This window comes from Nocardia sp. NPDC057440 (assembly GCF_042802915.1).
In the GTDB taxonomy this organism is placed as follows: domain Bacteria; phylum Actinomycetota; class Actinomycetes; order Mycobacteriales; family Mycobacteriaceae; genus Nocardia.
The window spans coordinates 89,602-114,360 of sequence record NZ_JBHVDF010000021.1 but is presented as its reverse complement, the minus strand read 5'-3'; the positions used below and the strand labels follow the sequence as shown (position 1 = coordinate 114,360).

Here is a 24,759-nt window from a genome sequence, read left to right as displayed (position 1 = left end):
CCACAAATGCTCGGCAAGGCCACAGGGTCAGCCAGCGAACGGTTCGAGCACGAACCGGCCCCACACCACGAAGGCCGCCATCGCCAGATAGACCACATTCGCCGTGATCACCTTGTATTCCCCGTCTCGGACGTGGACGATCATCGCGCCTACCATCAGCAACGACCAGCACACGGCGGTGACAGGGACCAGCATGGGCGCGATGTCGAGCACGGCAGGCAGGATCAATCCGATCGCGGCCAGAACCTCCAGGGCTCCTAGGGTTTTGATGACCCCGGCGCTGGCGGTAGCAGTCCACTGCCCGCCCGGCGCCTGAGCCAGTTTGGCCTTCGGGGTGAACGCTTTGATGTTGCCGCTGACGAGCGCGACGGCGGCCAGCAGTCCGGTGACGATCCACAGCGCGATGTTCATGAGGTTCTCCTTGTTTTGAGGTTCGGGCCTAAAGACACCCCCGGACCGATCCCCGTGACATTGCGTGACGCAGGTCACTGAACACTCATAAATGGCGGATTGTGATCAACTGCGACGCACACTCAACCAAGCGTTGCGATGACCGCCTGAACCCGCAGGCATTATGGGATGTCTCGAGCCGCAGCGCGTCTCGGTCACCAGTCGCTCACCCAGCGGCATGTGCGTGCGTTGATATTGCGGTGAGAGACGGTGTCGCCTATCTCGCCGATGGTGTGAGCACCATTCTGCCGAATACCTCGCCGGTTTCCATTTTCTGGTGCGCCAGCACAGCTTGTTCCAGGGAAAGCGTCTCGTGTACAACCGCTTCCAGCTCGCCGCGGGCGGCGGCGGCGAACAGTTCGGCGGTCGCGGCGCGTCGGTCGGGTGCGGGCACGGTGTCGGCGCTGAAGGTCGCGAATGACATCGACTTCCTGAAGGCCGCGATCATCGCCGCGCCGAAGTCCGCCGGTGGCATGCCTGCCATCACGCCGGCGGCCACCATGCGACCGTTCGGCTCGAGCCTGGCGAAGAACGACGGCAGATCCGCGCCGGCGACGATGTCGATGATGACGTCGTAGCCGACGAGAGCGTCCTGCGCCCCCTGGCCGGCGCGGTCGAGCACGTGGGTCGCGCCGAGCTTGCGCAGGCGCTCACCGCGCTCGGCCGATGAGGTCGTCACCGCGACCGCACCGGCGCCGCCACGAGCCGCGAGCTGGACCGCCATGACTCCGATGCCACCGGCCGCGCCACGCACCAGCACCGACTCGCCGCGCGCGAAATGCGCATGGCGCAAAGCGAAGTGGGCCACCATTGCCGAGCTGCCGAGTGTCACCGCGTCGACAGCCGATATGGTCTCCGGGAGGGGGACGAGCGCCTCGGCCGAGGCGACGGCGCGCTCGGTGTAGCCGCCGCCCTCACCGGTGAACGCCCACACGCGCTGACCGATCCACCCTGTGTCGACACCCTCGCCGACCTCGGTCACGGTGCCTGCGACCTCTTGGCCGGGGATGTGACCGGGCATGGCTCCGTAGGCGGCCAGCGCGCCACTTCGAATCAGGGCGTCAACACCGCCGACGCCGATCGCCTCGGTCGTGATCAACACCTGTCCGGCGGCCGGATTCGGGTCGGGGAGCTCGACCAGCGCGAGGACCTCGGGACCTCCGAACGCTGGGACCATGACTGCATGCATTGGGTTCTCCGTGTTCTGTTCGATCGGGGCAGACCAACGGACCGTAACGGACACCCCCGTCCGTTTAGCTAAAGTGAGAGCGGTGACCACTCGTTTGCCTCACACCCTGCGTTCCGACGCCCGGGACAACCGCGAACGCATCCTCGACGAGGCGCGCGCAGTGTTCGTCACCGACGGCCTGGATGTGCCGATGCGGGAGATCGCCCGCCGCGCCGAGGTCGGCCCCGCCACCCTCTACCGCCATTTCCCGACCAAGGAGATGCTGATCGCCGAGGCGTTCACCGACCAGATGCTCGCCTGCCGGACCCTTGTGGACGAAGGGCTCGCCGACCCCGATCCCTGGTCCGGCTTCTGCCTCACGATCGAGAAGCTCTGTGAGCTGCAAGCACGCGACCATGGCTTCACCGCGGCCTTCATGTCCGCCTACCCGCACGCGATGGACTTCACCGCGATCCGCACCGCCTCGCTCACCGGCGCCGCCGAACTGATCCGCCGCGCCAAGGACACCGGCCGACTGCGCCCCGACATCGGCCTCGACGACCTCATCCTCATGATCATGGCCAACAATGGCATCCACGCCAGCACACCGGCAGCACGAATCGCGGCTTCCCGCCGCTTCGCCGCCCTCATGATCCAAGCGTTCCAAACCTCACCGGCGTCCGCACCGCTGCCACCGGCGCCCCGATTGATGCCCGCGATGCCCGACACCAAATCCGACAGGTGAATCACAGGATGACCGAGGGGCGACGTCCGGTCGTCGGCGTGTGCGTGCGTCCGTCGGCGATCCGCCAGACGACGGCGTTCTTTTGGTTCCGGTGAGCGGTCGACAAACAAGGCGGTGGCGAGAACGGCGCCGGTAACGGCAACAGCCGCACTGCTTCTCGGGATCTGTATCCATTCCGGGTGCCTGTAGTGGTGCGCATCTCGACACGGAGTACGGATCTTGGCTTGATCATGAAGGGGCGACCGACCGGGGTTCAGGCGAGATCGAGTGGGGTACTTGTGCCCTGATCGAACGCGCGGGTCGCGGCATGTGCGGACGGCCTGCTTGTCACACATCGACAAGGTCGTCGCTATCGTGAACGACAAGGTCGCCATTCAGTCGCAACTAGACCGACGTGGCCTAGTCGACTCGCGGATCGGAAAGAGCGGCGTCGGATCATGGCAGAGGACCTGACCGTGACTCGGGTTCTAGTGATACCCGCGTCCGAGTTACGCGAGCGGTTCTCACGGTCGTCCGGTCCGGGAGGACAGCACGTCAACACCACCGACAGCCGGGTAGAGCTGTCGTTCGACCTCGCCAACTCGCCCTCCGTGCCGGAGTGGCTGCGCACCCGGATGCTCGACCGCCTGGCCACCCGCCTGGTCGACGGGGTGCTCACGATCGCCGCATCGGAGCAACGCGCACAGCTGCAGAACCGCGCGGCCGCCCGCGAACGCCTGGCCTCGTTACTGCGTGACGCCGCTGCCGCCCCGCCACCCGTTCGCCGCGCCACCAAGCCCTCACGCGGAGCAAAGGAACGTCGCATTGCCGCGAAGAAGCGGCGCGGCGTCACCAAACGCAACCGCCGCGCTTCCCCTGACGACTAGCCGACGGCAGCGCCACAGGTTGGGGTATCGGCGGCACAATCGTCGAACGGGGCCCGTGCACTCTTAGCTGCGAACGGTCCGACGGTGCTTCGAGTAGAGAAGAGCAGTGTCGCACCAGCATTGGTGATGAAAACCCTCCGCGCGGCGATTTCATAGCCAGGCGGAGTCTCGCTTCTCGGGTTTCAGCCCAGCAGGGTGGCGATGGCCTTATCGATGCGCCGTCGGCGCGTGTCGGGCTTCTTCGCGCTCTCGATGGCGTGCACGTGCTCGCGCTTGCGGCTATAGGAAAGGTTGTCGTAGGCGGCGCGGGCGACGGGGGCGTCGTCCAGGGCTCGGGCGAAGTCCGGGGGCTCGACGACGACGCGCGGCTGGGTGTCGAGCTCGAGTTCGACCTCGACCTCGTCGCCGATCGCGACACCCGCGGCCTGCCGGTTGGCGTTGCTGAGGCCGAGCAGGTAGCGGCCGCGCATGAGGGCGACCCGGCTCTTCCAGGAATGCCCGTTGATCGTGATCGTCACTGGCGGCCGCGCGCCCTCGCCGAGCGCTGCCACCACCTCCGGCGGAACTTCCAGGCCCCGCATGGGCTCGGGTGGCTCGACGTGGGTCCAAAACTTCATGATCTTTCTCCTGTTGTTCTGCCGGCTCACCGCGGATCCGGCCCGCCCACTGGACCCATCAGTACACCGAAGTCTGACCCTCGCCGCAGGTGACGGAGCCTGATCGTCCAGCTCAGGCCGTTGTCACCCACGCGAACCCGTCCGGATCGGTGAACGAGCCGATGCCGCTGTCCATGACGATGCGGTGCGATCCGCTGCCTTCCTGGGAGACCCCCGCCTCCTTGGCGGCGGCCTTGCGTGGGTACAACGCCAGGGTGACCGGCGAGCCCGAGTTCGCGAACTCGGCGTATTTGCCGCCGAAGCTCTTCGATGCCGTCAAGCCGCGATCGACATAGAACTGCTTGCTGGCCTTCACATCCGTCACGCCCATCAGCAACACCAGGTCGTCGATTTCGCGGGTGAACGGGCCCACGTCCTTCTTCTTCGAGGTGGCGATCTTCCAGATCGTGCCCTCCGGCGCCTGCACCACCGCGCTGTAACCCCACAGGCTCTTCTTCGCGGGCTTGAGGACGGTGAACCCGGCGTCGACCGCGGTGCCGACGAGGCTGTCGACGGTGGAGGGCTGCGACACCACCAGTGACAAGATGAATCCACGGAACCCGGTCGTCGGCGCCGGCGAAGCCCGGAACCCGAGCCGGTCACCGAGTCCGAACGCGGCGTCGTAGATCGCGGCGGCGGCCTGGGGATCGGCCACCTCGAGGTGAACGTTGATGTCGGTGCTGATGTTCGCGTTGATTTCCATGCTCATAACGTTAGACACGGGCCGCCTCGGTCACATCCGTGCCGACCACGGAACACACCACTGAGCTGAGACTGTGGGAGTACGGGCAAACCCGCCGCCCCGACCGTCGAGGTTCATCGGCCCCGGACCCGATGAACCATGCCGTTTCAACATTGTGCGACAGGCTCACTGCTGAACTCGGCTCGCCGAGGCGGCAGACAACCGAGCCCGTCATCGAGACGGCCTGGGAACTGCCGGAAGTGGTCATCTGCCTGGGCCCCCTGACCCGGGCAGTCGATCTCGTTTTCAAGAATCCGTTGTATCAGCAGTGGCTGGATCAATTATCGATGTAGCGGCCGCGCCATGAGGGAGCGGCACACCGCGCTCAACTCGGCATGTGCGGAAGTCTTCAGCCGCAGCGGGTCTCATCCGCTGACCGCGCGCTCCGCGCCAATATCGTGGCACAACTGTCCGAAAACCCCTCCAGGACAGCTGATGCCACGCTATAGTCGCTCCTCGAAGGGCGGAACTGGAACACGTTCCAATGGGAGGGGCTTCATCATGCCGAGATGGCGAATCGGATCATTGCTGTGCGCGGGCGCGGTGGCGGTAGGCATGGGCGTCGGGCCCGCGCAGGCGGAACTACCGGTGGAATACAGCGCGTTCAGCGGAATACGTGCCGAGCTGGCCAATCCCGGCGGCTCGATGCCGGGCAGCAACAACTGGGGCTGTAAACCCAGTGCGGCACACCCGAATCCGGTGGTGCTGGTGCACGGCGGGGCCGGAGCAGGCGCGCAAACCAATTGGGGCACAATCACTCCGCTGCTGATCAACGAAGGCTACTGCGTTTACGCGTTGACCTACGGCGCTCTCGACCTGCCCTGGCCGGTTTCGGCGCTCGGCGGGATGACCGGCACCGCCGAGCAGAATGCGCGCACCATCGGCAGCTTCATCGAACGGGTACAGGCCGCGACCGGCGCCCGGAAAGTCGATATCGTCGGCCATTCCTTAGGCACGCTGCTGCCGAACTATTACGCGAAACGATTCGGCGGTGCGTCTCGGATCGACCAGTACGTCAGCTTGGCTCCGGTGTGGCAGGGCACCTTCGGCGATCAGTTGGCCACAGCCCGCGAGTACGCCGCTGCCCTGGGCGTCGGTCCGGCCCTTGAAGCGGTATTGGCCGCCCAACCCACTGGGAAGGAAGCGCAGACCGGTTCACCGCTCATGGTCGACCTGCATTCCGACGGAATGTACGTCCCCGGCATCACCTACACGAATATCGTCACCAGCCACGACCAGGTCGTCCTGCCCTACACCTCGGGCCTGCTGCCCGGCGACGGGGTGACGAATATCCTTCTGCAAGAAGGCTGTTCGCAAGATGTGGCCGATCACCTGGCCATCGTCGCCGATCCGCGCGCAGCCGCCTACCTACTCAACGCCCTCGATCCACGACACCCGCGCCCGGTGCCCTGCGCGGCTGGATAGAACGCAAGGCGTCGCCAACCGTTACGTCCGCCGGTCCACTGAGCAACTTCGAACCGCCCCGCTGTTCGGTCAGGTCACGATGTCGCCGGACGACTCCAGCGCCGTCATGAAGTGGGTGAACATGGGCCAAGAGAGGCTCACCTCGCCGTGCGGGGTCAGCACCACCCGGTCAACCGTTGCCGGAGTGAACGGGCCGTTCGGCGTGACATCCGGGACCAACACGTCCAGGTAGTTGTTGGCGTGGGGATCCGGGTCCGGAACACAGAGTTCGTAGCACCATGCGTCGCGATCGCTGAAGTGGAACGTGTTGACCTCGTATCGCTGGTCCCCGTAGCGCCAGGCGTTGTTGGACCACCGGAGATCGCCCACCACCTCAGCTGGTGGACTCTTCGTGACGATGTCTCCGGAGGCCTGCACATGGGCGCGGAACCGACACAGGACCAGCCAAGGGATCGACCCCGGCCCGAAGCTGACCACAACGCGGCGCTGAGATCTCGGGACGAACGGACCCTCGTCGGGAGTCTCGCCCGGAACGCTGACATTGAGGTGCGGCCCGGTGCCGGGCGGGCCGGTCATCCCTTGCAGCTCATAGGTCCAGGCGTCGTCGGGTAGGCAGTAGTACGAGCTGACCTCGTACAGCTTGCCGTCGTGCTCCCAGATCTCCACACCGGCAGCATCGCACGGACGGTTGTTCACCACCGACCCTCGAGCCGCGCCTGGATTCTGGCCGATGTCCGGCCTGCTGCGATCTCAGGCCGGACGTCGACGCCGATGGCAGGCTTGGACGAGGCAGGGGTACCGATTCGAACGACCACGTCGGCCCGACCACGATCGCCCTCACCGCGGCACTTCCGGACGTTCGTTGGTGCGGGATGCCACGGTCGCAGCTTCATACCTTTCGACATGTTTTATCGACACCGCTTCCGCGCGGCTGGCCTGGCAGTTCCCCTCCCGAGGGCGGCTGTTCAAGAACCGAACGATTTCTCGACACCCCTGATACTCATGATTGGCTATCGGTGCTCAGCTTGGGCAGCGGCCTGATCTGCGGTGAGTTTCGGGCGCCGGCCTGCTCGGAGCAGGATCGGTGCGGCAAGCGCGGTTGCCGCGGCCGTGCCGACTCCGGCGATGATGAGAGCACCCGCGGCTCCGAACCCCGCAACCGCCGGTGCGCCGATCAAGGTGCCGAGCATGGTCGCACCGCCGTTGAGCGAACCCATCGCCGCGAAGGCGCGACCCTTGACCTCTGGCGTGACCCGGGTGGAGATCAGCACGCTGATCGCTGAGACCTGCAGCGAATTCGCCACTCCGGCGGCCATGAATCCCATCGCTGCCCCGACAAGGGAATGCGACAGTCCGGCTCCGGCCAGTCCGATCCCCATCACCAGGCCGGCCGAGACCAGCACGCGGGATTGGCGTGACGGCGGTATTCGGGGTGCCAGCCATGCCGATGTCACCAGCCGGCCTCCAACGAATGCGGTGGTGACAAGCCCGTACATCACGGCGGACGCAGCGAGCGTGGTGCGGACATAGAAAACTTCGGCGACGCTGAAGATCGCGGTGAAAACGATCGCGGCAGCAAGCGAGGCCATCGCGGCGCGCACGACGGAGTCCGATGCCAACAGCGTGGGGGCCTCGGCAACCTGGCGCCACCAACTCGGGCGTTGCGAAGACTGTTGCGGGGGATGGCGACGCAGGCCCAGAGCCGCCATGAGCGCGACCAGAACACAGGTCGAGGCCGCATCGAGCACCATCGTCACCGAAAAACCCAATAGGCCGACGGCGACACCACCGAGCGCGGGACCCACCAGCACACCCGTCATGCGTGCGGCGTCCAAGGTCGAATACACCCGGGCCGGATTGGATCCGCTGTTGTCGTCTGCCTGCTCGGCCAACAGCATCATCGCTGGAGCGTTGAGCATCGAAAGGCAACTTCCCGCGAACCCCAACCCGATGATGACTGCAATGGGCAACGACGCCGACGCGGCCATCGCCAGGGTCACCGCCGCCTGCGCGAGCAACGTCATTGTCAGCAATCTGCGGGATTCGACCCTATCGACCACTGGTGCGAGCAGAGGCGCGAGCAACACTCCAGGCGCCAGGCTCGCGAAGAGAAACGCCGAGACCGACAGCGGAGAGTGATCCTGCAACAGCAACATCAGCGCCACCCGCGCTACCGCGCTACCCGCCGCGGATACCGCGAGCGCACCAGCCAGGACACCCAACCGCATCATCGTTCGACTCCCCCATTCGAATCCCATTCCAGCTACCTAGTAGTACAGCCTGATGACCAGCTGAGCTTTCAGAATGCTCTGCCAGAACCCTGCCAGACCCTGCCAGAAACCTATCTTCACTAGCGCGCACGCTGTAAAGATCGTTGTGCCAACACTTTTCGGGGTTGGCGGCATCTAGGGAGGGATTCACAATGACCACACAAGCTGTCACCACACCGAGCGTCGAGTCCATCAGGCGGATTGTGTCGCTGGGAGGCGAAACCGAGGAGCGCCGCGCCGGTCGGGAACCCATTGCCGAATCGCATGTCGAGATCACGCTGAACAACGACGCCGACGCAACCACGTGCCTGGCCAAGCTGGAGGAATCGGACCGACGCCTGGCGGAGAAGATCAAGAACAACGTGGGAGACCCCTACGACTGGCAGATGGTGACTTTCGAGCCGAGCCTGCACGGCGGCGGAACGCTGCGATTCGGTGTCGTCTGGTACGACGAGGACTTCTTCCAGGCGAAGAAGGGCATCTACATGGACTCCCACCACGGTGCCCTGTTCAGCAAGTTCGGTGTCGAATCGCGTGAGGTGAAGGTCACCCACTGGCACAAGCTCTCCTGAACAGCTGATCGTCCAAACCCATTCGCCCTCAGCGATCTTCTTGCATACCGCTGCATCAGGTCGCTGAGGGCGAGCCTTGTGCCCTCAGCGATACGGGCCTCGAGAAAACCTTTCTGGTTCGCTCGCAGCGCCGAAAAGCGATCGATTTGGGGTTCAGGTAGTAATCGCCGAAAAAACAAAGGAAATGGCATAGCCCCGGTCAGGAGTGGTCCGTCGTTTTGGGCTATGGGGCAGTGTGTTTGGTGCTTGGCTTGGCTGCAACTGCCCAGGGATGCGGCTGGCTGGGGCCGGTGTGCAACACCAAGCGGTATTCGGCATGAGCGCGCATTCGCGAGATCAACTGCTGGCCAACGTTTGCCCTGATCGAACGCGCGGGTCGCAGCATTACTGTGCATCCACTGCACACGAAACTCAGCCGAGAGCCGGAGCGGCTAGGTCAGGACTCGCCGGAGGCGGGACACTGAACATTGGTCATGGTTCGTGCTCGGCGGTGAGATCAGTCGGCAATATGGCGCGTCGCCCGATCCGGCAGGATCCCGGCCCGGACGAGTTCCTCGTAGATCCGCTGCTGCTCATCGTCGAGATTCGAGTACAGCATGTCGTATGCCAGATCTTCCTCGGCAAGCACCGCGACCGGATCCCAGTCGTCACCGAGTGCCGCGACGACGGCGCTGCGCCGTCGTGCCTCGTCCAGCGTGAGGTCGTAGGCAAAATTGAGGTCGGCCATATGGGCATCTCCAACCAGGTTCTTTTCGATAACGAATTGATGACGATGCCCAACCACGCCTTCTCGGGCAATGACGTGCATCACATTCCTCGGTTGGATTTCGTCACATTTGATGCCCGTGCGCGGACTGGACAACGGAGTAAACGCGTCCACATAGTCGCCACGACACGTCCGCCGCTGAAATCGGTCCGGCGACGCTATATCGCCACGCCGCCAACAGAGCGGAACTCGCCAACGTCGCTGGCGTCTGGGTGCTGTTGCCGGCCACTCCGATGCCATTTACCCCGACGCGAACACTCCGCACCGATCGAATCCGAATCGGGCCGCACTACATCAGCGGCCGGTGCCGAGCGCAGAATAATCGGCATTGCCGGACCGTTCAGGGTCTCGGTGTCACTCAGCGATTCATCGTCGCCATTCCTCAGCGGCTCTGGCCGGTGTTTCAGCCGAACCGCTCGGTGTCGTTGCTAAGGGTTCCAGAAATAACCGCTCATTGGGCAGTCGTGCCAATCCCGTAGCGTCGCCGGGGATCACGCGCACCGCATCGACGTAGTGGCGTGCTCGGTGGTCTTCCATGAATCGCAAGGCCGCAGTCGGGCACGCGGCGAAGTCCAGCCGCACACCGTGTAGGAACACGCTCAGATGTACATCCACCTCGTCTGGCATCGGGGAATTATTGGGGCTCATGGTGTTTCCGTATCTCGGACGCTGGTGGGGCGTATCGGGATCGCTTCGAGCTTGTCGAGGTCGTCGTACAGTTCGGGCCAGCCGTTCTCGTCGACGGTGCACAAGGTTCCGTCCGATCGGTGGACGATGGGTGGACTGTCGGTGGGGGCGATCGCGAGTTTGCGGGCGGTGTCCTCGTGGAAGACCGCGAGTAGCGCCCGCACGGGTGGGGCGATCTCGCCGGGCGGCAGATGAGGTGTCATGTCGCACATTGGTTTTACGTCCTCGTTGTTGTCGAGGCGGGTGCTATCAGGCCAGGCGATTGCTGGACTGCTGTCGTTGTCAGGCATGTGACACCGCCCGCACTCGGCGCGGTCCCACGCACGCGCGGACCGATTCGATGACGAGGAGGCCGGAGGGGCGGAAGGTGTCGTGTGGTGGTTCGATCCATTGCCTGATGGCTCCGGACTGCGTGGTGGGTGACGGCAATGCCACTGTTCCGCCGTCGCGGATGACAGATATGTTGTGGCGGAACAGGTCAGCGAAGAGCGGCACATCGTCGGGTATGTCGGGTCGGATCAAGAACGTCCATCTGTTGGACCGTGGATGCGACAGGATCGGGCCGATAGCGGCTCCGCGTCGACTCATGTCATGTTTGACCGATTGGCCCAGCGGTGCGGGCATCGTGAGTCCTCCGACGTGGGTGGCTTTCATGATGATGCGGCCGAGGCTCGGTGGGTCGATGGTCGCGGGCAGATCGCATACTCGCCTGTAGAAGACGCAGCGGGATATTGGGGTGTCACCAAACGGTATGTGGTCCATCGGGATTGGCCTCTGCTCAGTTCGACAGTGGGTTGTGTGCGCCTGACGCTGGGGACTCGCCAGCCCAGCGCAAGGTTGATTCGGTTGCGGTGGGCGGGCCTGCCCACTTCCGCATCGCGGTTGCGAAACGATCGACCACGTCGGCCTCTGCGCCCACGTAGGCGAAAGGTGGACCGATGAACGGGTCTCGTTGTGGAAGCTCGTTGTTCGGCATCTGCCGACCTCCGGTGCATCGACTGTGGCTTAGGTGCGCTCGCCTCTGACTTCTCCCGATGGGGGAAGAAAGCTATCTCTCAGGGCGCGTCTCCCAGAACACACCCAAGCCGTCAAAACTGGAATCCTCAAACGCGTGAATCCGTTTGATAGATGCCGTACTTTTACTGCGGATGCTGCCGGGCGGATGCTGCCAGTTGACGGCTTCCAAAGGACGGGTCACTCGACAGCGAGGCTAATGACGTGAGCGCTACCGGAAGCACCTTGGCGCGGCGGGCTCTTGGCCGTGAACTCCGCAGACTCCGCACGGCAAAGGAGATGACCCAGGCCGAAGCGGCGCGGGTGGGGGAGACGTCCCCGCAATCAATCGGCCGCATCGAGGAAGGTCAGTCCACACGCGTAACCAACATGATGGTTAACGCCCTGTGTGATGCGTTCGATGCCACCGACGTAGAGCGGAAAACCCTTCTGGGTCTGGTGCAAGAAGTTCGTGCCGCCCGTGAGCGCGGTGGGGGCTGGTGGAGGGCCTACGCGGATCAGATCGCGACGGACTTTGATCACTATCTAGCTCTAGAAGAATCAGCGTGCCGGTTGACTGCCTGGAAGGTAACGATCCTTCCTGGACTGCTTCAGACTCCTGAGTATCGACGTGAGATTGCCTGGGCAGAATCACCCGATGTGCCGTCCGATGTGGTCGAGAAGCGAATCGAGTGGGCTACGCGACGGCAAACACGTCTCGAAGATCCTCACTTTACGGTCGATGTGATCTTGTCGGAGTCGGTTCTCCGTGATGAGGTGGGAGGGTCTGCCGTGATGACTGGACAGATGCACCACCTCGTCAAAGTGTCTGAGCTGCCCAATGTTTCAGTGCGCGTGGTGCGATTCAGCGCACGGAGCATCCTCGGGTCGTATGTCGGCTCCTTCAGCCTCCTGGAGTTCCCGGAGCTGCCGCAGTCCAAGCTTGCAGAGCCTCCGATCGTCTACGTGGAGGAGTATGCCGGCGATCTGTACCTGGAACGGGAAGCGGAGGTGCAGCGTTATCGCCGTGCGTTGCGAGAGATAGACCGGGTAGCGTTGGATCGAGGCAAGTCCAGGAGCCTGATCCTGGCTGTTGCAAAGGAGTATGCCGAGTGAACATCGACATGTCCGGGGCCGAGTGGTTCAAGTCGAGCCGCAGCGGTTCAACGAAGGATTGCGTGGAGGTAGCGCACCTGGATGGCGGACTTGTCGGCGTCCGGGACTCGAAGAACCCGACTGGTCCGGCGCTGGTCTTCACGCCTAGCGAGTGGGACGCCTTCACCGCAGGAGTGCATGACGGCGAGTTCGACCGCCCGTAGCGCGCAGAGACTAGAACGGCCCCTAGCTACTGTGGCGTCGTGGGACATCGATACTGGAAGGTAGCTGCGGGGATCAGCGCATGGTGCGTGCTGCTCGTCGGATGCGCGCACGACACGGCGAGTTCGCGCCCGAGCAAGCGGGCTTCCAGCGCAGCGCCGGAGTCGGTCGCCGGTTCGCCCGATGCCTCGGCAGTCCCCATCGCCGACGATCGTGTCGTGGTGCTGGATCCCGGTCACAACGGCGGCAATGCCGCGCATCCCGGGGTGATCAATCAGCAGGTCCCTGATGGCCGGGGCAGGACCAAACCATGTAATACGACGGGGACCTCGGCGAACGACGGGTATACCGAGCACGAGTTCAATTGGGATGTCGCGACATTGGTACGTGACGCGCTCGTCGCGCGCGGTATCCGCGTCGTGATGACGCGACCCGACGATGCCGGTGTCGGGCCGTGCATCGGTGAACGCGCCGCCATCGGAAACAACAGTGGGGCAGCGGCGGTGGTGTCGATTCACGCGGACGGCGCGGCCGCAGGCGCGCACGGTTTCCACGTCGCGTATTCCTCGCCGCCGCTGAATCCGGCCCAGGGCGAGCCATCGATTCGGCTGGCGACGATGTTGCGCGACACCATGGTCGGTTTCGGATTCGTCACCTCGACCTACGTCGGTTCCGATGGGCTGAACCCCCGAGCGGACCTGGCGGGACTCAACTTCTCGGAACGCCCGGTCGCGCTGGTCGAGTGTGGAAACATGCGCGACCCCGGTGACGCGGCAGTGCTCGAATCACCCGACGGGCGCGCGAAATTCGCCGATGCCATCGCGGCGGCGATCGTCGCGTATCTCGGGTAACGCCGATGAAGGGTGGAGTGCGAGCCTTATCGCAGTAGTGCGTCGGCGGCGGCCGCGGCGATAGCGGTGGCGATGCCGCTCAGCGCGGGGGACTCGAGCCGCCACTGCTGCCAATAGAGCGGGACGTCGATGTAGGAGTCGCCGTCGATGGGCACCAATCGGCCCGCGGCCTGATCCGCACGGGTTTGCAGGTCAGGAAGCATGCCCCAGCCGAGCCCTATGCGAACGGCGTCGCCGAAGCCGGTCGAGGAGGGGATGTAGTGGCGGGGCGGGTCGATGGGCTGCCTGCTGCGTCGTCGCATGTGCCGGTCCTGCAGGTCGTCCTTACGGTCGAAGAGGACGACCGGCGCCGCCGCGTAGGTCTTGGCGGTGGCCCCGTCACCGAACCAGGTTCGGGCGAAGTCGGGGTTGGCCATCGGCCGGTAGCGCATCGCGCCGAGCCGCTCGACCTTGCAGCCCTGCACCGCCGCCGCGGTGGCGGTGATCGCCGCCATGACCGTCCCGTCGCGCAGCAGCCGGGTGGTGTGCTCCTCGTCTTCGCGGTGGATCTCGAAACACACGCCGGACGACGCCCGGCTCAGCGCGGGCATCACCCAGGTCTCCAGCGAGTCGGCGTTGACCGCGATCGGAAGACGAATCGGACGATCGATAGTGGGCTCCTGGCCGGTGTCGCCCAATTCGCGGGCGGTGTCACCGGCGAGCAGTTCGATCTGCCGGGCCAGCCGCAGCACCGCCAGTCCGGATTCGGTGGCGCGTACAGGCTTGGTGCGCTGCAACAGGATGCGACCCGCCGCATCCTCCAGCGCCTTGATCCGCTGGCTGATCGCCGAGGGGGTGACCCGCAGGCTGCGCGCGGCGGCGTCGAAGGTGCCCTCGGTGACGGCCGCGTTGAGGGCGCGGAGCTGGTCGAGCTGGAGGTCCATTAAGAAATCGTAAAGGTACGTGAAAATCTTTAGCTGGTCTTGCCTCGGTTACCCGCCTAACGTCGGCGGACGTGACGGCTTCCTCAGCAGCCCTGGCTGCTATCTCAGGTCTTGGCTTCGGGCTCTCGCTCATCGTGGCGATCGGCGCGCAGAACGCTTTCGTGCTGCGACAGGGGCTGCGCGGCCAACATGTGCTGGCTGTCGTCACCGTGTGCGCCGTGTCGGATGTGGTGCTGATCGCCGCGGGTATCGGCGGCTTCGGGGTAGTCGTGACCTCCGTCCCCGCGGTCGTCGAGATCGCGCGCTACGGCGGAGCGGTCTTCCTGGCCGGATACGGTGTGCTCGCGGCGCGCAGGGCGCTGTCGAACGGCGCGCTCACCGCGGCATCCACCGGCGCCTCTGTCGCCCTCGGCGCCACCGTCGCCACCTGCCTGGCGCTGACCTGGCTCAATCCGCATGTGTACCTCGACACCGTGGTGCTGCTCGGTTCCTTCGCCAGCACCTACGCCACCCCGGACCGCTGGTTCCTCGGGGTCGGCGCGATGCTCGGCAGCATTATCTGGTTCACCGGACTCGGCTTCGGGGCCCGGCTGCTCGGTCCGCTGTTCGCCCGTCCCGCCGCTTGGCGGATGCTGGATTCGGCTATCGCACTGGTGATGTTCGGCCTGGCCCTTGGTCTGGTGCTCACCGGTTGATCACGACTTACCGACCGGGTAGGTCGTCCGGCTCCGGTATCGGAGACTTCGGCTCGGCGATCCGGTGGGTGAAGGTGCCGTGGAAACCCCACGGCACCTGGTGCTCGAGCCATGCCGTGGCCAATGGGCCGCGCTCGAGGTCGCGGGCATCGAGAATCACCAGCTGAGAACGGTTTTCGACCAACTCGTGGTTGAGGAACAGCAGCCAGCCGTCGTCTTCGGGCGCAGCGGGGGAGCGGGGCACGAACAGCGGTTCGCCGACCGAGCTGATGCCGAAGTCGCAGCGCGTGGTGGCGCCGTTCGGCATGATCGCCGATCTCGTCGTGCGCCACGCCCCCGACGCGCTCGGTGGGCCTGCCGACCCGGACGGGCTGCGCCGGGCGGCGCCGTTCGTCACCGGTGGGGTGAATCAGCTCATCGAGGGCCGGCTCGGCGGCCGAGTCGACATGACCGCCGCCGAATGCGCTCGGCTGTGCGTGGCTGTGCTCCGGATGCCGCCGGAGTAACGGATGTCGCGCTCGGCCCGTTCAGGCCGGATACAGCTGCTGTAGCTGCCGCTTGTAGACCTTGCCGGAGTCGTCGCGCGGCAATGTGGTGACGATGCGCAGCGTGGCGGGGATTTTGTAGTCGGCGATCCGTCCGGCCAACCCGGCGCGCACCCGTTCTTCGGTGACGGTCGCGCCGGGCCGGGCGACGACATGGGCGGCGACGGCCTCGCCGAGGTCACCGGTGTGCGGAATGCCGAAGACGGCAACGTCTTCTACGTCGGGGTCGGCCATGATGGCGGCCTCGATTTCGGCCGGGTAGATGTTGACACCGCCGGAGATGATGATGTCGCTGGAACGCCCGGTCAGGTAGAGGTAGCCCGCGTCGTCGAGGTAGCCGGTGTCACCGACGGTGAGATAACCGGGCACCGCACTTGCCGGGGCATCGGTTCGGTTGAGGTAGGTGAAGTCGGGCCAGTAGTCCGCGCCGCGCACGAACACCTGCCCGATTTCGCCTGCGGGCAGCCGAGTTCCGTCGTCGGTGGCGACCACGACACCGGACCCGTCGACACCGCGCCCGACGCTGCCGGGATGTGCCAGCCATTCCGCGGCGCTGATCCAGGTAATGGCGCCCGCCTCGGTGCAGCCGTAGAACTCGATCAGGGCATCGCCGAACCAGTCGATCGCCGCCCTTTTCACCGCGGGCGGGCACGGTGCGGCGGAGTGGATGAGATGGGTGAGGCTGGAAACGTCGTACCGGTCGCGGACCTCGGCGGGCAGCGACAGCAGCCTGGACAGCATGGTAGGCACCACCTTGGCCTGCGTGATGCGGTGTTCGTCGACCAGGTGCAGGAACCGCTCGGCGTGCCAGCGGGGCATGATCGTGATGTCGGCGCCCATGCGCAGCGCGAGCACGGCGACCGCGTTGGGACTGGTGTGATACATCGGTCCCGCCACCAGCATCCGGCCGCCGGGGGTGAGACCCATGCGCTGCGCGGTGCCGCCCGCTATGGACAGTAGTTGATGTGGTGTCATGCGTTCGCGGAGTACACCTTTCGGTGTTCCGGTGGTGCCGGAGGTGTAGATGAGTCCCATCGAATCCGCGATCGCGCCGTCGAGATGGCCGAGCGGTTCCGGATGGTCCCGGATCCAGTCCTCCAGGGTGGCGTGCCGGTGGGTGAGCTGCGTTCGGTCGAGCCCGGCTTCGGCGAGGAGTTCGGCGGGCATGGCCACCTCGACGACCATCGGGTCGACGCCCGCAAGGGCGATGGCGTCTTCGACGATGCCGACGAACTCGGTGTGCGCGATGATCAGACGGGCTCCGCTGTCGGCGAGGATATGCGCGACCTCACGGGCCTGCCACCGCGTGTTGACGGGCACGGGATTCGCCCCGCACGTCGCGATGGCGAGCGAGACCTCGAGGAACTCGATGTCGTTGCGCAGCATGACCGCAACGCGGTCGCCGCGCGCGAGGTCTGCGTCGGCGAGGGCTGCCGCGAGCCGCCCGGCCCGCCGATGCGATTCCGGCTGCTTCCTGGTGCGCGCGCCACAGCTGATGGTGGGGATCGGTGAACCGGCCGGAACATCGTTCATAAACCGCAGTCTGCCATGCGGATTCGATGCGGCGAGCCGATCGCGAGCGGTGCCGCCGTGGGTGGATTCGGGCCGGGTGAGGCCGAAGAATTCGGTGCTGACCGCGTCGGCGTCGGCCAAACCTCCCGGCACTTGTTGGTGGCACCCACAACTGTTATCGTTGGCGTCACCCACATTGGTGAGACCAACAATAATCGAAAAGGGCCGTCCGATGAACAAGCTCCGCCGTACATTCCCGATCCTTGCCTTGCCGTTGGCGCTGCTGGCCGCCGCGTGCTCGACCGGCGCCACCGCGACCGAGGGTGACTCCACCCGGCGACAACTGCGAGAACTGCTGGACCGTCAGGAGATCCATGCCTTGGTCGACCGTCTCGCAACCGCCCTCGACGAAGGTCGATTCGACACGTTCGACACGATCTACACCGCCGACGTGAAGGCCAAGTCCCCTGGCGGCGAGGCGCAAGGACTTGACGCCGTGATCGCGCTGGCCAGCCGGACCCATTCGAACCAACGGCGAGCTCCGCACTACATCAGCAACGTGCAGATCGACTTGGCGGGCGACCGCGCGGCGGTCCGGGCGAACGCAGTCCTCGCAATTGTTCCGATATCCCCCGTGGACGGCAGGCTGGCCCCGGAACCCCTGTTCACATCGGGAGGGGCCTACCGATTCGACGCCGTCCGCACGCCCGAAGGCTGGCGATTCTCACGCGTGGAAACCGCACCTGTCTGGACCACGGGCACCCTGCCGTCCTGATCCGGTCACACCGATTCCCGGACTCGGGGTCCGCGCAACTATCGGGCGTGGCCGGCAAAGCGGCGACCGGCTGCCCCTCGGTCCTACTAGACTCGCACTCCGGCGGCACAGCCTGCCCGTTCGACATCGTTGATCCCGCCGAGACGGCGGTGCGGTAGCTAGGAGAGTTCACGCAGCCCGACGGGGGCACGGGAAGAGGTGGGCCGGATGTGGTATCTGATCGACGTCGCCGAGCCGGATCGGGGAATTCGGTACATGCCGGAGGAGGGCATGGCCCGCGAGCGGTCGCTGCTTCGGGCGATCCGGCCCAGTTCTCTCGCCGTCTTGGCGAACTCGGCTCTCGCGCAGGCGATCGAGTCCACCGAGCCGTGCTCACGCGAAGTTCGTATTCGCGGCGAGCTACATGGTGTGCTGGCGGTGCCGGTGGTAGGTCCGGACGGGAAGCCGATGGCCGTGCAGCTGTGGGCGGGCGCACGGCCCGCGGACCGGGCAGACCCGCCGGGCATTGATGTGTTCGTGTGGGACAGCAGGCAGTGGACCTTGATGAGTCACGGTTTCGGTGGCGCGGTGCTTCCGGGCGGTCACGAGTTGCTACACGGCGCGTGGTTCCTGTCGCGGATCGTCGAGTGCGAGGAACGGGACCGCCTGATCACCGCGGCGCTCGACCCGCAGCCGGGCGTCGAATGGCAGGGCCCGATGCGGGTGCTGACCGCCCAAGAGGATCGGACCACCCGCGTGTTCGGCTTCTTCCGCTACTACGGACCGCATGCGCTGTGTGGGCTGTTGTTGCAGGTGGAAGCGGAACGGACCGCGGGCGTCGTGCTGCCGACCTACCACAATGACGCGGCCGCCGGCCTGCTCGGCGGCACCACCGCGTTGATCGATATCGAGAGCATGCAGATCATCGAATGGCTGACGCCGCCGCTGGCCGGAATTGCCTGGCGGCACCACCCCGCCTCCAAGGGCATGGATCCGGCTGATCGCGATGAATTCAATTTGGCCACAACGCATCTCATCCATCCTGACGATAAGGGGTGCTATCTCGCCGCCATGGCCGAGCTGGCCGCGTACCGCATCGAATACGCGCGCGTAGTGGTGCGATTGCTGACCGTGGATCGTGACTGGCTGCGCGTCGAGCTCTACTGCATTCGGCTGCCGCACGGCCTGCCACGCTTTCTGACCTGTCTGATCCGGCCGGTTGGTGCGGATACGCCGGCAGGTGTGGTGCCCGGGTAGCAGGTCGATGGCGCGTCGGCGATTCCGGCATATCGGACCGAGTGAGACCGGCGTCACCGAGCAGCTGCCAGCGGGCTCTGTTCGTTCTGTGTTAACGGCGTTACGCTAACCCTGTTCAACCTACGGGCAATCGAACAAGGGGAGTTGCTCATGCTCGTTCGGATCGCGCACGCGGCCACCAGGCACCCGCGCACCATATTGCTGGCCGCCGCACTGCTCGCGGTGCTCTGCGGGGTGTTCGGCGCCTCGGTGACCTCGCACATGAAGACGGGCGGCTTCACCTCCGACGACGCCGAATCGACGCGGGTGTCACAGCTGATCGCCGATAATTTCGGCGGCGCACAACCCAACGTCATCCTGCTGGTCAGTGCCGAAGCGGGCGCCGACAGCCCGGCTGCCCGGGCCACGGGCGCCCGGCTGGTCGACTCCCTGCGGGCCCGTGGTGACGTGATCGGCGTCCAGTCCTACTGGAACGCGCCGCAACCGCTCGCCGCCGCGCTGCGCAGCAAGGACAGCAAGAGCGCGCTGGTGCTCGGGTACATCACCGGCGACGAGACCGCGGCCCAAGAGGTGGCGGGCGATATCGCCGAGCAGCTCACCGGGACCGCCGACGGAGTCACCGTCGATCAAGGCGGCCTCAGCTCCGTCTACCACGATGTGAACGCACAGATCACTCACGATCTCGCGGTCGCCGAGGGGGTCGCGATCCCGCTGTCGTTCATCGTGCTGGTGCTCGTGTTCGGCAGCCTGGTCGCCGCGTTGCTACCGTTGGCCGTCGGCATCTTCGCGATCCTCACCACGCTGGCGATCCTGCGCACGCTAACGGTATTCACCGATGTGTCGATCTTCGCGCTGAACTTGACGACCGCACTCGGCCTCGCTCTCGCCATCGATTACAGCCTGTTCATCGTGAGCCGTTATCGCGAGGAACTGGCCAACGGCCTCGCGGTGGAAGCGGCCGTGGTCCGCGCGGTGCAGACCGCGGGGCGCACGGTGCTCTACTCGGCGCTGACCGTCGCGCTGTCGGTGGCGGCGCTGGGTGTGTTCAATCTGTACTTCCTGAAATCCTTTGCCTACGCGGGCGTCGCGGTCGTCATAGCGGCCGCGGCGGCCTCCATCCTGATCCTGCCCGCCGTCCTGATGCTGCTCGGCGAGCGGGTGAACGCGGCCGATGTCCGAAAGCCGTTGGGACGCCTGCTCGGTCGAGCCCCGCGCACCGATGTCCCGCTGGAGGAGACGTTCTGGTATCGGACGGTGAGCCGGGTGATGCGCCATGCCGCACCGGTCGCCATCGCGATCATCGTGCTGCTGCTCGCTGTCGGGTCCCCCTTCCTTTCGGTGAAATTCGGCTACCCGGATGACCGGGTGCTCAATGCCAACGCCGCCGCGACCAGCCGCGAGGTCGGTGACGCGCTGCGCAACGACTTCGCCGCCGATGTGGCCGCGAACACCACCATCGTGCTGGACGGCTATCAGGGCGGCCCCGCCGCGCTCGGCGACTACGCCGCCGGACTGTCGAAGGTGCAGGGCGTGGCCGGTGTGCTCTCCGGTGTCGGCCTGTACTCGGGCGGCATGAAGGTGTCGGCGGGCCCGCCGACGATGTCGAACAACACCGGCGCATTCCTCACTGTGGCAACGACGGTCGATCCGTTCACCGCGGCGGGCAAGACCCAGCTGGCGCAGCTGCGCGCGGTGCCGAGTCCGGTGCCCGCGCTCTTCGGCGGCGCTGCGGCGACCAACGTCGACGCGCTCGACGCACTGGGCGCTCGGCTCCCGCTGGCCGGCGCGTTGATCGTGCTCGCCACCTTCGTCGTCCTGTTCCTGTTCACCGGAAGCGTGCTGCTGCCGCTGAAAGCGCTTGCCCTCAATACGCTCTCGCTGACGGCGGCCTTCGGCGCGATGGTCTGGATCTTCCAGGACGGGCACCTGTCGAGCCTGCTCGGCAGTTCCGCGACGGGGTATCTGGTGCCGACCATGCCGATCCTGATGTTCTGTCTCGCCTTCGGTATGTCCATGGACTACGAGGTGTTCCTGCTATCGCGCATCCGCGAGGAATGGCTCGCCTCGGGGCGCACCGCCGCCGACAACGTGCGCTCGGTCGCGATCGGCGTCGCGCGCACCGGCCGAATCTTCACCGCCGCCGCGCTGTTGATGGCGATCATCATGGCCGCCATGGTCACCTCGAAGGTATCGTTCATCCAAATGATGGGCCTGGGGCTGACTTTGACGGTGCTCGCGGACGCGACACTGATCCGCGGTCTGCTCGCGCCCGCGCTGATGCGGCTGATGGGCACCGCGAACTGGTGGGCGCCTGCTCCGTTGGCCCGGCTGCACGCCAAGATCGGGTTGAGCGAAGAGCCCGTCGTCCCCGCGTCCGACGAGCACACACTGGCCGGTCGCCGATGACCTTTGCGCGCAGACAACGGTCCGCCCGCGGCTCCGGACAGCAGCTGCGTGCCGAAATCCTCAGCGCCGCCAAGGAATTGCTGGCCCGCACCGGCAGCGTCGAAGCCGTGTCGATCCGCGAAATCAGCAAAATGGTCGGTGTCAGCGCGCCCTCGATCTACCGGCATTTCGCGGACAAGGATCAGCTCATCGAGGCGGTGGTCGCGCAGGTCTTCGAGGACCTGGAGGCGGTGATGCGCGCCGTGGGCGACCCCGCGGCCTCGCCGATGGAACGTCTGCGTCAGCAGGGCATGGCCTACGTCCGGTTCGCCATCGAGCACCCCGAGCAATACCGGCTGGCCACGACCCCTGGTCAGACCGCGGGTGCGGTCGATCTGGTGCTCGGCAGCGGCGCGTTCACACATTTCGCCGCCGCGGTCAGCGAGTGCATGGCCGCCGGATTGTTCGAACCGGCCGACCCCGTCCCCGTGGTGCTGGAACTGTGGGCGAGCGCGCACGGCATCGCCTCGTTGCTGATCGCCAAACCGTATCTGCCGTGGGGTGATCTGGAAGCCGTCGCGGATCGAGTGATGCGCGCGGCCTGCGTCGGTCGCGTCGTGATCGACAACGTGCTCGGCGACGACGCGACAGCGGAAGACCTCTCCCAGTGGGTGATCGAACAGCGCCAGCACCGCTGAGCCGGTCAGTCGACGGCGGCGGGCACCCGCCCCGACGCGATCGCCGCAACGAGGGCTCGATGATCGGCGATCGTCTGGTCGGCGTAGGCGAGGGCGAACTCGCCCATGGCACGGTCGAAGGCGTCCGCGGTGCCGAGATAGGCGGCGATGGCGATGCGCTCGCCGGAACGGGCGTGGGCGCGGGCCAGGGTGAGCCCGCACAATGCCGAGTACTGGCGCAATGCCGTGCGGGACATGTCCTCGATCACCGCGGAGCCCTTCATATCCCGTAGCTGCCGCAGGTAATAGTGGCGCTCGTCGGTTCCGGTGGCCCAGCCGAGGAAGATATCGCTCGCAGCCTGGATCAGCCGCTGTCCGTTGACGACTCGGTGTCCATGATGGCGGAACTTGCTGCGGGTGGTGTGCGGTGCGAGCACCGACGCCTGGGCCTCCTTCACCTGAAGGAACAACGGATTGCCGGTTTGGTGGCCGGCCATCAGCACGATGAAGCAGCGCGTGCCGACGCTGCCCACCCCGACCACTTTGCGTGCGATGTCCAGCACGCGGTGCCGCTTCAGCAGCACCCGGCGTTCTTCGGCGAGCGTCCGGCTGTAGTCGGCCAGCACCTGCTCGAGCGCGAGCGCGTCCACCTGCTCGATCGGGGTGAGCAGCGGTGGGCGGCTTCGGATACGCGGCATGCCGTCGGGGCCGGCCTCGGTCAGTTTGCCGAGTGCCTGCAGGCTGGTATTGGACTTGGCCTGGCTGAGCGCCTTCTCGACGCCTTTACGGTGCTTGGGTTTGGTCACCAGCGCCGCCACCTGCTCGGCGTCGACCTGCTCGTACCAGACGCTCAGCTCGTCGAGACCGGACAGGCGATTCATGGACTCGCGATAGGAGCGGGCGGCGGCCTCGGCCGACCGGCGCGCGTCCGCGTCGTCGCCGCCATTGTCGCGCACAGCCACCGCGATGCTCGCGACGAGCCGTTTGACGTCCCACTCGAAGGGACCGGGCAGGGTTTCGTCGAAGTCGTTGAGGTCGAACACGAGCGAGCGTTCCGGCGAGGCGTACAGCCCGAAATTGGATAGGTGCGCGTCACCGCAAAGTTGCACGGTCAGCCCGGTGTTCGGCGAACCGGCAAGGTCGGCGGCCATGATCGCGGGCGCGCCGCGCAGGAATGGAAACCGCGCCGCGGCCATCCGGGCGTAGCGGATGGGGACGAGTTCTGGCACTCGGGTCGCGGCCTGCCGCTCGAGCACCGAAATCGGGTCGGCGCGGTCCGGGCCGGACGCCCAGCTGCCGAGCGCGGAACGGGGGATCCGTTGCCGGGTCGCACGGCCCATGTCCGCAGCGGCCTGCGCGGTCATCGCGATGGTGTGGTCCGCCATCCCCTCAGTCTTGCCCGCCGGTCCGGCTACGACAACCATCCGGCGATCAGCAGGCGCGTCGCAGCCCCGTGCGTGCCCGGACCGCCGGACACGCACGGCGCAGCGTGACGTGTGTCAGAGCCTGTTCACTGCTGGGCAGGGACGATCGGTGTGCTGCCACCGGGACCCGGTGCGGGGGGAACCAGGGCACCGGCCGGTGTATTCGAGCTCGGCGCGGCCCGCGCGGGCGGGGGCGCGAGAATGTGAAGCGGCAACGGCGGCGGCTGCGGCGCTGGGCCGCGCGCCGGCGGCGGACCGGCGTTTTCGCATGCGGCGGTCTGGCTTTCGCCGCACGCCGCCGGACCGGCCGGAACGATCGGCTCGGCGGCGGCGGTTGCCGCCGCGAAGACGAGCGTGACCGATGCCCCCGCGGGCACGATCCACGAGCGCCACCCGCTGATTCGAATCACAGCCATATCGGGTCACCGTAGACCGCGACCGAATTATCCGCCGTCGCCGTGGATATCGAGACAATCGCGAACGAGCGCAGGCTGACCGCACCGGCACACGCATCGATCTTGATCTGCACCTGATCGACTGAGATCGAACCATGCGCTCCGGCAAGTGTTTTCGTGCCGAGGGTGATGCTGCTGATGGTGCCCGGCTTGATCGTCGCCGAGATATTCGGCAGGACGAGCGCGCTGCCGCCGACCGCGAGGCCGGGTGTCGGGACGATGGTCACCATCGCGTTCGGGCCGATCGCGGCCGAGAGTCCCATAGACAGGCCATTGGTCACATCCGCCTGGCACCCGATCTGGTATCCCAGCTGTACCGTCCCCGAATTCACCGCGGCCCGGCCTTCGCCGCTGATGTCGGCGGCTGCCGACAAGCTGACGAACCCCTCACGGGTAAACGGCGTCGCTGCCAGATTGGGGACGTGTTGAACGTCTTCCGCGGTCTTGCTGACCTGCAGATCCCAGCCGTCTTCGGTGCTGATGGAGCGAGATTTGTCTGCTAGTTGATCGGCGGTGGCGGGGGGGGCCGGCAATCCCAAATCCCCCCCCCCCCCCACCCGCAACCACGCAAAGGTCGAGACCAACAAAAAAAAACAAAAAACAATTACCCGGCCGGCGCGATAG

28 protein-coding genes are annotated in these 24,759 nt (G+C 65.9%); 14 read left to right on the top strand and 14 right to left on the bottom strand.

What is annotated here, in order from left to right; translation table 11 throughout:
* Positions 1 to 27: 27 nt before the first annotated feature.
* Positions 28 to 411, bottom strand: coding sequence for a DoxX family protein (locus ACFU4Z_RS32110; protein WP_379070697.1), 384 nt, complete (start codon positions 409 to 411; stop codon positions 28 to 30).
* A gap of 256 nt (positions 412 to 667) precedes the next feature.
* On the bottom strand, positions 668 to 1,639 hold the full coding sequence (locus ACFU4Z_RS32105; protein ID WP_379070694.1) for a zinc-binding dehydrogenase: 972 nt from the start codon (positions 1,637 to 1,639) through the stop codon (positions 668 to 670).
* 82 nt (positions 1,640 to 1,721) lie between these two features.
* Between ACFU4Z_RS32105 and ACFU4Z_RS32100 the strand changes: the two genes are divergently transcribed.
* The gene (locus tag ACFU4Z_RS32100; protein ID WP_379070691.1) at positions 1,722 to 2,363 is read left to right on the top strand and encodes a TetR/AcrR family transcriptional regulator; all 642 of its coding nucleotides are present in this window, start codon (positions 1,722 to 1,724) and stop codon (positions 2,361 to 2,363) included.
* Positions 2,364 to 2,800: 437 nt separating this feature from the next.
* Positions 2,801 to 3,229: an alternative ribosome rescue aminoacyl-tRNA hydrolase ArfB gene (gene arfB, locus ACFU4Z_RS32095; protein WP_379070688.1), complete on the top strand. Its 429-nt coding sequence runs from the start codon at positions 2,801 to 2,803 to the stop codon at positions 3,227 to 3,229.
* A 182-nt stretch (positions 3,230 to 3,411) separates the two neighbouring features.
* Here arfB and ACFU4Z_RS32090 read toward each other — a convergent pair whose 3' ends face one another.
* Together ACFU4Z_RS32090 and ACFU4Z_RS32085 are read right to left on the bottom strand one after the other, a co-directional pair.
* Positions 3,412 to 3,846 (bottom strand): YdeI/OmpD-associated family protein, encoded by a 435-nt coding sequence (locus ACFU4Z_RS32090; RefSeq protein WP_379070685.1) that lies wholly within the window; start codon positions 3,844 to 3,846, stop codon positions 3,412 to 3,414.
* Between the two features lie 112 nt (positions 3,847 to 3,958).
* Positions 3,959 to 4,588: a glyoxalase gene (locus ACFU4Z_RS32085; RefSeq protein ID WP_379070683.1), complete on the bottom strand. Its 630-nt coding sequence runs from the start codon at positions 4,586 to 4,588 to the stop codon at positions 3,959 to 3,961.
* A gap of 38 nt (positions 4,589 to 4,626) precedes the next feature.
* Between ACFU4Z_RS32085 and ACFU4Z_RS32080 the strand changes: the two genes are divergently transcribed.
* Both ACFU4Z_RS32080 and ACFU4Z_RS32075 read left to right on the top strand, forming a co-directional pair.
* Positions 4,627 to 4,920, top strand: a complete 294-nt coding sequence (locus ACFU4Z_RS32080; protein WP_379070680.1) for a DUF6301 family protein — start codon at positions 4,627 to 4,629, stop codon at positions 4,918 to 4,920.
* Between the two features lie 208 nt (positions 4,921 to 5,128).
* Positions 5,129 to 6,052: an esterase/lipase family protein gene (locus ACFU4Z_RS32075; RefSeq protein ID WP_379070678.1), complete on the top strand. Its 924-nt coding sequence runs from the start codon at positions 5,129 to 5,131 to the stop codon at positions 6,050 to 6,052.
* Positions 6,053 to 6,121: 69 nt separating this feature from the next.
* Here ACFU4Z_RS32075 and ACFU4Z_RS32070 read toward each other — a convergent pair whose 3' ends face one another.
* Both ACFU4Z_RS32070 and ACFU4Z_RS32065 read right to left on the bottom strand, forming a co-directional pair.
* Positions 6,122 to 6,748: a hypothetical protein gene (locus ACFU4Z_RS32070; protein WP_379070676.1), complete on the bottom strand. Its 627-nt coding sequence runs from the start codon at positions 6,746 to 6,748 to the stop codon at positions 6,122 to 6,124.
* 314 nt (positions 6,749 to 7,062) lie between these two features.
* Positions 7,063 to 8,283, bottom strand: coding sequence for an MFS transporter (locus ACFU4Z_RS32065; protein ID WP_379070673.1), 1,221 nt, complete (start codon positions 8,281 to 8,283; stop codon positions 7,063 to 7,065).
* A 191-nt stretch (positions 8,284 to 8,474) separates the two neighbouring features.
* On the opposite strand from ACFU4Z_RS32065, the gene ACFU4Z_RS32060 reads away from it, so the two are divergent.
* Entirely contained in the window at positions 8,475 to 8,894 is a 420-nt protein-coding gene (locus ACFU4Z_RS32060; RefSeq protein ID WP_379070670.1) for a hypothetical protein, read from the top strand.
* Between the two features lie 496 nt (positions 8,895 to 9,390).
* Here the strand turns inward: ACFU4Z_RS32060 and ACFU4Z_RS32055 are convergent, their stop codons facing one another.
* Together ACFU4Z_RS32055 and ACFU4Z_RS32050 are read right to left on the bottom strand one after the other, a co-directional pair.
* Positions 9,391 to 9,621 (bottom strand): DUF6400 family protein, encoded by a 231-nt coding sequence (locus tag ACFU4Z_RS32055; RefSeq protein ID WP_379070667.1) that lies wholly within the window; start codon positions 9,619 to 9,621, stop codon positions 9,391 to 9,393.
* 683 nt (positions 9,622 to 10,304) lie between these two features.
* Entirely contained in the window at positions 10,305 to 10,550 is a 246-nt protein-coding gene (locus ACFU4Z_RS32050; protein WP_379070664.1) for a hypothetical protein, read from the bottom strand.
* Between the two features lie 1,015 nt (positions 10,551 to 11,565).
* Between ACFU4Z_RS32050 and ACFU4Z_RS32045 the strand changes: the two genes are divergently transcribed.
* From ACFU4Z_RS32045 to ACFU4Z_RS32035, 3 genes are read left to right on the top strand one after another with little or no spacing between them, the layout of a single operon-like run.
* Entirely contained in the window at positions 11,566 to 12,456 is an 891-nt protein-coding gene (locus ACFU4Z_RS32045; protein ID WP_379070662.1) for a helix-turn-helix domain-containing protein, read from the top strand.
* Positions 12,453 to 12,659 carry a DUF397 domain-containing protein gene (locus ACFU4Z_RS32040; RefSeq protein ID WP_379070659.1) on the top strand — a complete coding sequence of 69 codons (207 nt, stop codon included), beginning with the start codon at positions 12,453 to 12,455 and terminating at the stop codon, positions 12,657 to 12,659. Before ACFU4Z_RS32045 ends, ACFU4Z_RS32040 begins: the two co-directional genes overlap by 4 nt.
* A 39-nt stretch (positions 12,660 to 12,698) precedes the next feature.
* A complete protein-coding gene (locus tag ACFU4Z_RS32035) occupies positions 12,699 to 13,508 on the top strand; it encodes an N-acetylmuramoyl-L-alanine amidase (RefSeq protein ID WP_379070656.1) in 810 nt (269 codons plus the stop codon).
* A 26-nt stretch (positions 13,509 to 13,534) separates the two neighbouring features.
* On the opposite strand, the gene ACFU4Z_RS32030 is transcribed toward ACFU4Z_RS32035, so the two are convergent.
* Positions 13,535 to 14,431: a LysR family transcriptional regulator ArgP gene (locus tag ACFU4Z_RS32030; RefSeq protein ID WP_379070653.1), complete on the bottom strand. Its 897-nt coding sequence runs from the start codon at positions 14,429 to 14,431 to the stop codon at positions 13,535 to 13,537.
* A 71-nt stretch (positions 14,432 to 14,502) separates the two neighbouring features.
* Between ACFU4Z_RS32030 and ACFU4Z_RS32025 the strand changes: the two genes are divergently transcribed.
* Positions 14,503 to 15,126: a LysE/ArgO family amino acid transporter gene (locus ACFU4Z_RS32025; RefSeq protein WP_379070651.1), complete on the top strand. Its 624-nt coding sequence runs from the start codon at positions 14,503 to 14,505 to the stop codon at positions 15,124 to 15,126.
* Between the two features lie 7 nt (positions 15,127 to 15,133).
* Here the strand turns inward: ACFU4Z_RS32025 and ACFU4Z_RS32020 are convergent, their stop codons facing one another.
* Positions 15,134 to 15,433 (bottom strand): carotenoid oxygenase family protein, encoded by a 300-nt coding sequence (locus tag ACFU4Z_RS32020; protein WP_379070648.1) that lies wholly within the window; start codon positions 15,431 to 15,433, stop codon positions 15,134 to 15,136.
* On the opposite strand from ACFU4Z_RS32020, the gene ACFU4Z_RS32015 reads away from it, so the two are divergent.
* On the top strand, positions 15,432 to 15,632 hold the full coding sequence (locus ACFU4Z_RS32015) for a hypothetical protein (RefSeq protein WP_379070646.1): 201 nt from the start codon (positions 15,432 to 15,434) through the stop codon (positions 15,630 to 15,632). The two genes, ACFU4Z_RS32020 and ACFU4Z_RS32015, sit on opposite strands and share 2 nt — an antisense overlap.
* Before the next feature lie 21 nt (positions 15,633 to 15,653).
* On the opposite strand, the gene ACFU4Z_RS32010 is transcribed toward ACFU4Z_RS32015, so the two are convergent.
* Positions 15,654 to 17,336, bottom strand: a complete 1,683-nt coding sequence (locus tag ACFU4Z_RS32010) for an AMP-binding protein (RefSeq protein ID WP_379070644.1) — start codon at positions 17,334 to 17,336, stop codon at positions 15,654 to 15,656.
* A gap of 79 nt (positions 17,337 to 17,415) precedes the next feature.
* Here ACFU4Z_RS32010 and ACFU4Z_RS32005 point away from each other — a divergent pair, with 79 nt between their 5' ends.
* The 4 genes from ACFU4Z_RS32005 (at position 17,416) to ACFU4Z_RS31990 (ending at position 22,277) form a co-directional block, all read left to right on the top strand.
* Positions 17,416 to 17,958, top strand: coding sequence for a nuclear transport factor 2 family protein (locus tag ACFU4Z_RS32005; protein WP_379070641.1), 543 nt, complete (start codon positions 17,416 to 17,418; stop codon positions 17,956 to 17,958).
* A 207-nt stretch (positions 17,959 to 18,165) separates the two neighbouring features.
* Positions 18,166 to 19,194 (top strand): hypothetical protein, encoded by a 1,029-nt coding sequence (locus ACFU4Z_RS32000; RefSeq protein ID WP_379070638.1) that lies wholly within the window; start codon positions 18,166 to 18,168, stop codon positions 19,192 to 19,194.
* A 150-nt stretch (positions 19,195 to 19,344) separates the two neighbouring features.
* Positions 19,345 to 21,600, top strand: coding sequence for an MMPL family transporter (locus tag ACFU4Z_RS31995; RefSeq protein WP_379070635.1), 2,256 nt, complete (start codon positions 19,345 to 19,347; stop codon positions 21,598 to 21,600).
* A complete protein-coding gene (locus ACFU4Z_RS31990; RefSeq protein WP_379070632.1) occupies positions 21,597 to 22,277 on the top strand; it encodes a TetR/AcrR family transcriptional regulator in 681 nt (226 codons plus the stop codon). The genes ACFU4Z_RS31995 and ACFU4Z_RS31990 overlap by 4 nt, the downstream gene beginning before the upstream one ends.
* Positions 22,278 to 22,282: 5 nt before the next feature.
* Here ACFU4Z_RS31990 and ACFU4Z_RS31985 read toward each other — a convergent pair whose 3' ends face one another.
* The 3 genes from ACFU4Z_RS31985 to ACFU4Z_RS31975 form a co-directional block, all read right to left on the bottom strand.
* Complete coding sequence (locus ACFU4Z_RS31985) at positions 22,283 to 23,641, bottom strand: DUF2252 domain-containing protein (RefSeq protein ID WP_379070630.1); 1,359 nt, start codon at positions 23,639 to 23,641, stop codon at positions 22,283 to 22,285.
* Between the two features lie 125 nt (positions 23,642 to 23,766).
* Positions 23,767 to 24,096 (bottom strand): hypothetical protein, encoded by a 330-nt coding sequence (locus ACFU4Z_RS31980; protein ID WP_379070627.1) that lies wholly within the window; start codon positions 24,094 to 24,096, stop codon positions 23,767 to 23,769.
* On the bottom strand, positions 24,087 to 24,759 hold a 673-nt coding region (locus ACFU4Z_RS31975; RefSeq protein WP_379070624.1), incomplete at its 5' end, for an MspA family porin. The genes ACFU4Z_RS31980 and ACFU4Z_RS31975, both read right to left, overlap by 10 nt.

Coding starts and splice junctions, on each gene's coding strand:
- ACFU4Z_RS32075 (WP_379070678.1), top strand. CDS start 5,129: ATGCCGAGATGGCGAATCGGATCATTGCTGTGCGCGGGCGCGGTGGCG.
- ACFU4Z_RS32060 (WP_379070670.1), top strand. CDS start 8,475: ATGACCACACAAGCTGTCACCACACCGAGCGTCGAGTCCATCAGGCGG.
- ACFU4Z_RS32050 (WP_379070664.1), bottom strand. CDS start 10,550: ATGACACCTCATCTGCCGCCCGGCGAGATCGCCCCACCCGTGCGGGCG.
- ACFU4Z_RS31995 (WP_379070635.1), top strand. CDS start 19,345: ATGCTCGTTCGGATCGCGCACGCGGCCACCAGGCACCCGCGCACCATA.
- ACFU4Z_RS32085 (WP_379070683.1), bottom strand. CDS start 4,588: ATGGAAATCAACGCGAACATCAGCACCGACATCAACGTTCACCTCGAG.
- ACFU4Z_RS32110 (WP_379070697.1), bottom strand. CDS start 411: ATGAACATCGCGCTGTGGATCGTCACCGGACTGCTGGCCGCCGTCGCG.
- ACFU4Z_RS32030 (WP_379070653.1), bottom strand. CDS start 14,431: ATGGACCTCCAGCTCGACCAGCTCCGCGCCCTCAACGCGGCCGTCACC.
- ACFU4Z_RS32015 (WP_379070646.1), top strand. CDS start 15,432: ATGATCGCCGATCTCGTCGTGCGCCACGCCCCCGACGCGCTCGGTGGG.
- arfB (WP_379070688.1), top strand. CDS start 2,801: ATGGCAGAGGACCTGACCGTGACTCGGGTTCTAGTGATACCCGCGTCC.
- ACFU4Z_RS31985 (WP_379070630.1), bottom strand. CDS start 23,641: ATGGCGGACCACACCATCGCGATGACCGCGCAGGCCGCTGCGGACATG.
- ACFU4Z_RS32055 (WP_379070667.1), bottom strand. CDS start 9,621: ATGGCCGACCTCAATTTTGCCTACGACCTCACGCTGGACGAGGCACGA.
- ACFU4Z_RS32090 (WP_379070685.1), bottom strand. CDS start 3,846: ATGAAGTTTTGGACCCACGTCGAGCCACCCGAGCCCATGCGGGGCCTG.
- ACFU4Z_RS31990 (WP_379070632.1), top strand. CDS start 21,597: ATGACCTTTGCGCGCAGACAACGGTCCGCCCGCGGCTCCGGACAGCAG.
- ACFU4Z_RS32020 (WP_379070648.1), bottom strand. CDS start 15,433: ATGCCGAACGGCGCCACCACGCGCTGCGACTTCGGCATCAGCTCGGTC.
- ACFU4Z_RS31980 (WP_379070627.1), bottom strand. CDS start 24,096: ATGGCTGTGATTCGAATCAGCGGGTGGCGCTCGTGGATCGTGCCCGCG.
- ACFU4Z_RS32000 (WP_379070638.1), top strand. CDS start 18,166: ATGTGGTATCTGATCGACGTCGCCGAGCCGGATCGGGGAATTCGGTAC.
- ACFU4Z_RS32105 (WP_379070694.1), bottom strand. CDS start 1,639: ATGCATGCAGTCATGGTCCCAGCGTTCGGAGGTCCCGAGGTCCTCGCG.
- ACFU4Z_RS32065 (WP_379070673.1), bottom strand. CDS start 8,283: ATGATGCGGTTGGGTGTCCTGGCTGGTGCGCTCGCGGTATCCGCGGCG.
- ACFU4Z_RS32005 (WP_379070641.1), top strand. CDS start 17,416: ATGAACAAGCTCCGCCGTACATTCCCGATCCTTGCCTTGCCGTTGGCG.